We start from the raw sequence: 6278 nt of genomic DNA on the forward strand, positions 1-6278 counted from the left end.
TTTTTTGTAGGATTTGTATATGGCGTTCTGCCATAAGCGAGAATTTGCGCTGCATAGCAGCGTATAGGCGGTGAAACCGCTAAAAAACGTCCACTGGACGTTTTTGTCGCATGCTTGGCAGCCTATTCGAGCTGTTATGGCTGAACTGTTACCTATTTTTCGCCTATGTTAACATCTCTGCTGCCAGTTTCAGCACTGCTTCCACTGTATGCAGCCTGTTCTCCATCCGGTTCCCGTGAAAATGCAGTTCTCTGACCTGTACCTCACCATTCACACTGCATCCGATATAAACCAAACCAACAGGCTTCTCCTTCGTTCCGCCGCCGGGTCCGGCGATCCCTGTAGAGCTTAAACCAACGTTGCTCCCTGAAGCCGCTGCAGCCCCCAGCGCCATTTCCTGTGCTGTCTCTTCACTGACTGCGCCGTACTTCTCCAACGTCTCATGTCTCACACCGACCAAACGCTCTTTCGCTTCATTTGCATAGGTGATATAGCTTTCGTTCAGCACTTCCGAAGCCCCCGCCGCATTGACGATTGCACCTGCAATCAAACCTCCGGTACATGATTCCGCTGTGCTGACAGTCATTTTGTTTTTCTGTAAAAGCCTAACCACTTGCTCTTCTAATTCACATTTACTATTCGTCTGAAATAATTCCATCTGCTCTCTACCCTTTCGTAACAGTTCAGCCTATGCTAAATTCACCTGCGGTGAAGGGACGGATTCTATTGTTATTCCGAATTACATTCCGCCTTCTGTCAGAACCTGTTTATTCTTCAGCACATAATCCAGAAGAGAAATAATCGTCAGCGCCAGTGCGATCCATACAAGCACTGTTCCGATCATATCAAATACACCGCCCAAATCCATGATCAGCACAATGATCATAGCCATCTGGAATACGGTCTTGAACTTGCCCCAGTAACTTGCCGCAATCACAATACCATTATCGGAAGCTACCAAGCGGAATCCGCTGATAATAAATTCTCTGGAAATAATCACGATTACAACCCACGCTGCCAGCTTCTCCATCTCTACGAGGCAGATCATTGCAGAACATACCAGCAGTTTATCTGCCAGCGGATCCATAAATTTTCCGAAGTTCGTTACCAGATTGTATTTTCTTGCAATCTTGCCATCCAGCAGATCGGTCAGGCTGGCAACACAGAACAGTACAAGCGCGACCCACTTATTTGCAGCTCCGCCTACATTTGTCAGCATAAAAAATACAAAAAATGGAACCATGATAATCCTCAATACAGTCAATTTATTTGGTAAATTCATTCTACTAATCCTCCTATTAAATCGTATTCCAGCGCCCCGGTGATCTTCACCTTTGCAAAATCGCCGGATATCAATTCTTCTCCTGTTTCTACAAAAATCAGCCCGTCTACATTCGGCGCGTCCCGGTAAGTCCTTCCCACATAAACCGCCTCGTCTGCGACCTTCCCTTCAATCATAACGAGAACTTCCCTGCCTGCCATATTTTCCGCTGCCTCAAAAGCAATCTCCTGTTGAAGCTCCATCAGTTCTGCCTGACGGTCTTCCTTCACTTCTTCTTCTACCTGCCCCGGCATCTTAACCGCAGGTGTATCCTCCTCCGGCGAATAAGTAAAAACTCCGAGACGGTCAAATTCCATCTCATTTACAAAACGATACAGTTCCTCATGTTGTTGTTGGGTCTCTCCCGGAAATCCGGTGATCAGCGTTGTCCGGATACAGATATCTGGAATCTCTTTCCGCAGCTTAGCGATGATATCTGTCAGCTCCTGCTTAGAAGTTCTGCGTCCCATTCGTTTCAAAATGTCATCACTGGCATGTTGTATCGGCAGATCTAGATAATGGCAGATCTTTGGTTCTTCCTTCATAACCTGAATGAGTTCATCGTAAATCTCTTCCGGGTAACAGTACATCAGACGGATCCAGTAAATCCCGCTGATCTTACAAAGTTCCTTTAGCAGGCGGTGCAGTGATTTCTTTCCATACAGATCTTTCCCGTACAGAGTCGTCTCCTGTGCAACCAGGATCAGTTCTTTCACCCCCTGATCAGCCAGTTCCTTTGCCTCTTTCAAAAGCCGTTCCATCGGAACACTGCGGAATCCTCCCCGAATCTTCGGAATAATACAATAAGTACAGTGCTTGTCGCACCCTTCCGCTATTTTCAGATAAGCAAAATGTCCGCCTGTTGTAATCTGCCGTTTGATATCCGTCATCGGAAGAGCTTTCAATGATTCCATTGTTACCGTTGCTTTTCCTTCCAATGCACTTTGAATTGCTTCGATGATCTTATCATATGCGGTTGTTCCCAGCACAGCGTCTACTTCCGGTATCTCGTCCAGTATTTCCTGGCGGTATCTCTCAGCCAGACATCCTGTTACGACCAGTGCCTTTAACTTCCCTGTTTTTTTATATTCTGCCATATCCAAAATGTTCTGAATACTTTCTTCCTTGGCATCATGGATAAAACAGCAGGTGTTGATCACAATAATATCTGCCTTTGTTTCATCATTGGTCATTTCGTAGCCCTCGCTTGCAAGCAGTCCCAGCATTACCTCGCTGTCTGTTAGGTTCTTGTCACATCCGAGGGAAATAAATAAAGTTTTCATAAAACTATCATTCTCCGTCTTCTGTTATGGATATAGATAAAGTGTTTCACTTCAAGCGGTCTGCAGGATCACCCGCACTGGCAATGAAAGGCAGATACCACATGTGCATCTGCCTTTTGCGTTTATTCCTCTGCCGCTTCTTCTGTTCTCTCTTCTGCCCTATCTTCTGTAATTTCTTCTATTGCTATTTCTTCTGCTGCGGCTTCTTCCGCACTCTCTGCGACAATCTTTAATTTCTCGTTGTTCAGTTCATCAATTGCAACAGATAACGGCTTAATGCCCTGTTTTGCCTTCACCATCGGCTCATCGCCGTCAATAATCTGCCTTGCTCTCTTAGATGTCGCAAGCACGATAGAATATCTGCTGTTGACAACCTTTGTTTCTCCTTCTTCAACGTCTTTGTTTACCACTTTCATTAAATCTGTGTAAGATGGATGTAACATAACGTATTATTCTCCTTTCAAATGCCTTAACTCTTCTTTTAATTTCTTGACAAACGCCCCATTGCGGTCAATCCGCAAATGCTCCGAACGAATGATACTGTGCATCTGTTCTACACATATTTCCAGATCATCATTGACAACCAGATAGTCATACTTTTCCATTCCTGCAGACTCTTCTACCGCCCGGTTCAGTCTGTACTCAATGACCTCCATACTTTCAGTCCCCCGTCCTACCAGACGTTTTTTCAACTCTCCTGCGCTCGGCGGTACAACGAATAAAAGCAATGTATCCGGAAATGCCTGTTTCACCTTCAGCGCCCCCTGGATTTCAATCTCCAAAATCACGTCTTTACCGGCATTTCTCTGCTCTTCCACATAGGTTCTCGGCGTTCCGTAATAATTTTCCACATACCTAGCATACTCTATCAGTTCATCTTTCGCAATCATTTTTTCAAATTCTTCTTTTGTTTTGAAAAAATATTCTCTTCCGTCTGCTTCTCCCTCACGCGGCTGTCTTGTTGTTGCCGATATGGAAAGTGCATATGTTTCCTTGTATTTTTCCATAAGCCGTTTCATCAAAGTTCCTTTGCCTGCACCGGAAAAACCGGATACTACAATCAAATTTCCCTTTCCGTCCATATCTTTCTCCTCTATCTATTGATTCTATTGTACATTCTATTCAATATTCTGAATCTGCTCTCTGATCTTTTCAATCTCTGTCTTCAAGTCAATCGCATAATTGGAAATCTCCAGATCATTTGCTTTTGATAAGGTTGTATTAGCCTCCCGGTTCATTTCCTGAGCAATAAAATCCAGCTTTCTTCCGATGTCTCCTGTCATCTCCAATGTATCTCTCATATGGGAAATATGACTCTTCAGCCGCACGATCTCTTCATCTGTACAAATCTTATCTGCAAACAGAATGACTTCTGCAGCGATCCTGTTCTCCTCTATCTGCGTATCCGCCAGGATCTCCTGCATCTTCTCTTCCAGTTTTGCACGGTACTTTGCAACAATTTCAGGAGAATGCTCCTCTATCTTCTCAACAAATGTTTCCATATTAGCAAGCTTTTCCAGAATATCCTTCTTCAAATGCTCCCCCTCGGCTGCTCTTGCCTCTACGAACCGGGTAAATGCCCCTTCCAGTGCAGCTTTCAGCCCCTTCCAAAGCTCATCCTCATCTTCCGGCTGTGCTTCCATTACCAAAACCTCCGGGCAGCGTGCCAGAACAGATGCCTTCAAATCATTCTCCACACCAAATTCTTCACTCATCTGTCCGAAATACTTTACATATTCTGCCGCAAGAGCTGAATTGTACTTCAGGGCTGCCTGTTCCTGTGCCGTATCCTCATAGGTAATAAAAATGTCTACCTTGCCGCGTGCTGCATACTGTTTCAAAAACGAACGTATGGAAGTCTCAAATAAATTCAGCTTCTTCGGCATCCTGATATTCACATCCAGATAACGATGATTCACGCTCTTTAATTCCACCGTATACTTTTTAGAATCCAGTTGATATTCACATCTTCCAAAGCCTGTCATACTTTTAATCATTGTCTTGTCCTCTTTTAGTTCATGATATCTCTTCTGTGGTTTAAAACGTACTTATGTGATTATTTATTATACCCCATGGACTATCTTCGGTCAACTCCTGCCTTAACGTAAGAAGTTTCATTTTTTCGATTTTTTATTTCTGTTTTTAAATTTCCCTCGTCACATCACGAAGCCACTTATAGCTCTTATACCTCCATATGGTAATCGGAATCTTAATCAACTCATCACTCATCAAAATCATATACACCACCGGTACACTGCACTTAAATACAAAGGCAGCAAGGAATCCGAATAAAATCGAACACCCCCACATAGTACTCATATCCAGAGCCAGTCCAAACTTTGTATCACCCCCGGAACGGAAAGTTCCGACTACAAGTGTGGTATTGACCGCCTGGCCAATTACAAAATATGACATTACAAAGAACATAAATTTCAAATATTTCTGTGCGGTCGCTGTGAGTGCCAGAAAGCCCGTCACGAATGGTGAAACAATCAGAATCAATGCGCCTCCTGCGATTCCCAGAAAAAGGCTGATCCACAAAAATCGGGAAGCATATGCTTTTGCATGTTCCAGCCTCTTTTCTCCGATGGTCTTTCCAAGATAAATCGCTGTTGCACTAGACAGTCCGAAAGAAACCACTGTTGCTAACTGCCGCGCCACCTGCGCCACTGAATTTGCCGCCACCGCAGCACTCCCCATATGTCCGAGAATCGCTGTATTCGCAGCCGTACCCATGCCCCACAGTACTTCATTCATAACAACCGGAATGGCATAGACAAGAAAATCTTTCACCAGCAGACGATCTGTATGCAAAAAGTATTGAAACCGGAACTTAATATCTTTATTGAAAATTTTCGCATAACCAAATACCAGAACTAATTCCAGCAGGCGGGAAATCAAGGTTCCGAGAGCCGCACCCTGTATCCCCATCTTTGGACAGCCAAGCAGCCCAAAGATAAAAATTGCATTCAGCGCCACATTACAGATCAAAGACAGCAGATATACAACTGTCGCAACAACCACTCTTTCCACGCTGCGCATGATATAGAGGTATACCTGTGTAATTCCCATCATCACATAAGAAAAGGACACGATTCTAAGATACTTGATTCCTTCTGCAATGACCTCCGGGTCATTGGTAAATATCTGCATCAAGACCCCTGGTATGGCGAGAGCTGCAATTGTAAAAAGGGCTGTAACAACCATTGCTGCCTTCATACCAAGCGCAAGGATCTTTTCAATCGTAACTGTATCTCCTTTTCCCCAATACTGTGCGGTCAGAACCGTAGCTCCCGAAGTCAGTCCGAACAAAAACAGGACCATGATATATTGTACCTGTCCCGCAAGAGATGCCCCTGAAAGTACTTTTTCCCCGACTTTTCCCAGCATAACTACATCTGCCGCAGTCACACCTACATTAATCAAGTTCTGCAATGCCATCGGAACTACCAGTGCAAATACACTTCGGTAAAATCCGCCCCAGTTAATTCCAAGCTGAGTATATTTTGACTTCTTCCACATTCTGAAACTTCCTCCAATCCAGTTTCCCTTATATACCATTTTCATATATTCCAAAACAAAAAGCAATCACATACTTTATCCTGAATTATTCACGCTGGCGGTACCAATTATGGAAAAACCCGTATAGTTACTGTGTTTTCAACCGCTTTACA

6 protein-coding genes and 1 pseudogene are annotated in these 6278 nt (G+C 44.0%); all 7 read right to left on the bottom strand.

What is annotated here, in order from left to right:
- Window positions 1–163: 163 nt before the first annotated feature.
- Entirely contained in the window at window positions 164–658 is a 495-nt protein-coding gene (locus tag NFS18_RS18695; RefSeq protein WP_251393022.1) for a CinA family protein, read from the bottom strand.
- Window positions 659–739: 81 nt separating this feature from the next.
- Entirely contained in the window at window positions 740–1282 is a 543-nt protein-coding gene (gene pgsA, locus NFS18_RS18700) for a CDP-diacylglycerol--glycerol-3-phosphate 3-phosphatidyltransferase (RefSeq protein ID WP_251393024.1), read from the bottom strand.
- The gene (gene rimO, locus NFS18_RS18705; protein WP_251393026.1) at window positions 1279–2604 is read right to left on the bottom strand and encodes a 30S ribosomal protein S12 methylthiotransferase RimO; all 1326 of its coding nucleotides are present in this window, start codon (window positions 2602–2604) and stop codon (window positions 1279–1281) included. Before rimO ends, pgsA begins: the two co-directional genes overlap by 4 nt.
- Window positions 2605–2807: 203 nt before the next feature.
- Window positions 2808–3047: pseudogene (rpoZ, locus tag NFS18_RS18710) on the bottom strand (DNA-directed RNA polymerase subunit omega); the annotation flags it as partial.
- Window positions 3048–3053: 6 nt separating this feature from the next.
- Complete coding sequence (gene gmk / locus NFS18_RS18715) at window positions 3054–3686, bottom strand: guanylate kinase (protein ID WP_251393030.1); 633 nt, start codon at window positions 3684–3686, stop codon at window positions 3054–3056.
- A gap of 36 nt (window positions 3687–3722) precedes the next feature.
- On the bottom strand, window positions 3723–4601 hold the full coding sequence (locus NFS18_RS18720) for a YicC/YloC family endoribonuclease (RefSeq protein ID WP_251393032.1): 879 nt from the start codon (window positions 4599–4601) through the stop codon (window positions 3723–3725).
- Between the two features lie 145 nt (window positions 4602–4746).
- Window positions 4747–6126 (bottom strand): MATE family efflux transporter, encoded by a 1380-nt coding sequence (locus NFS18_RS18725; protein ID WP_251393033.1) that lies wholly within the window; start codon window positions 6124–6126, stop codon window positions 4747–4749.
- Window positions 6127–6278 lie beyond the last annotated feature (152 nt).

Source organism: Mediterraneibacter agrestimuris (assembly GCF_943193195.1).
Lineage (GTDB): Bacteria > Bacillota > Clostridia > Lachnospirales > Lachnospiraceae > Schaedlerella > Schaedlerella agrestimuris.

Coding starts and splice junctions, on each gene's coding strand:
- pgsA (WP_251393024.1), bottom strand. CDS start 1,282: ATGAATTTACCAAATAAATTGACTGTATTGAGGATTATCATGGTTCCA.
- rimO (WP_251393026.1), bottom strand. CDS start 2,604: ATGAAAACTTTATTTATTTCCCTCGGATGTGACAAGAACCTAACAGAC.
- NFS18_RS18725 (WP_251393033.1), bottom strand. CDS start 6,126: ATGTGGAAGAAGTCAAAATATACTCAGCTTGGAATTAACTGGGGCGGA.
- NFS18_RS18720 (WP_251393032.1), bottom strand. CDS start 4,601: ATGATTAAAAGTATGACAGGCTTTGGAAGATGTGAATATCAACTGGAT.
- gmk (WP_251393030.1), bottom strand. CDS start 3,686: ATGGACGGAAAGGGAAATTTGATTGTAGTATCCGGTTTTTCCGGTGCA.
- NFS18_RS18695 (WP_251393022.1), bottom strand. CDS start 658: ATGGAATTATTTCAGACGAATAGTAAATGTGAATTAGAAGAGCAAGTG.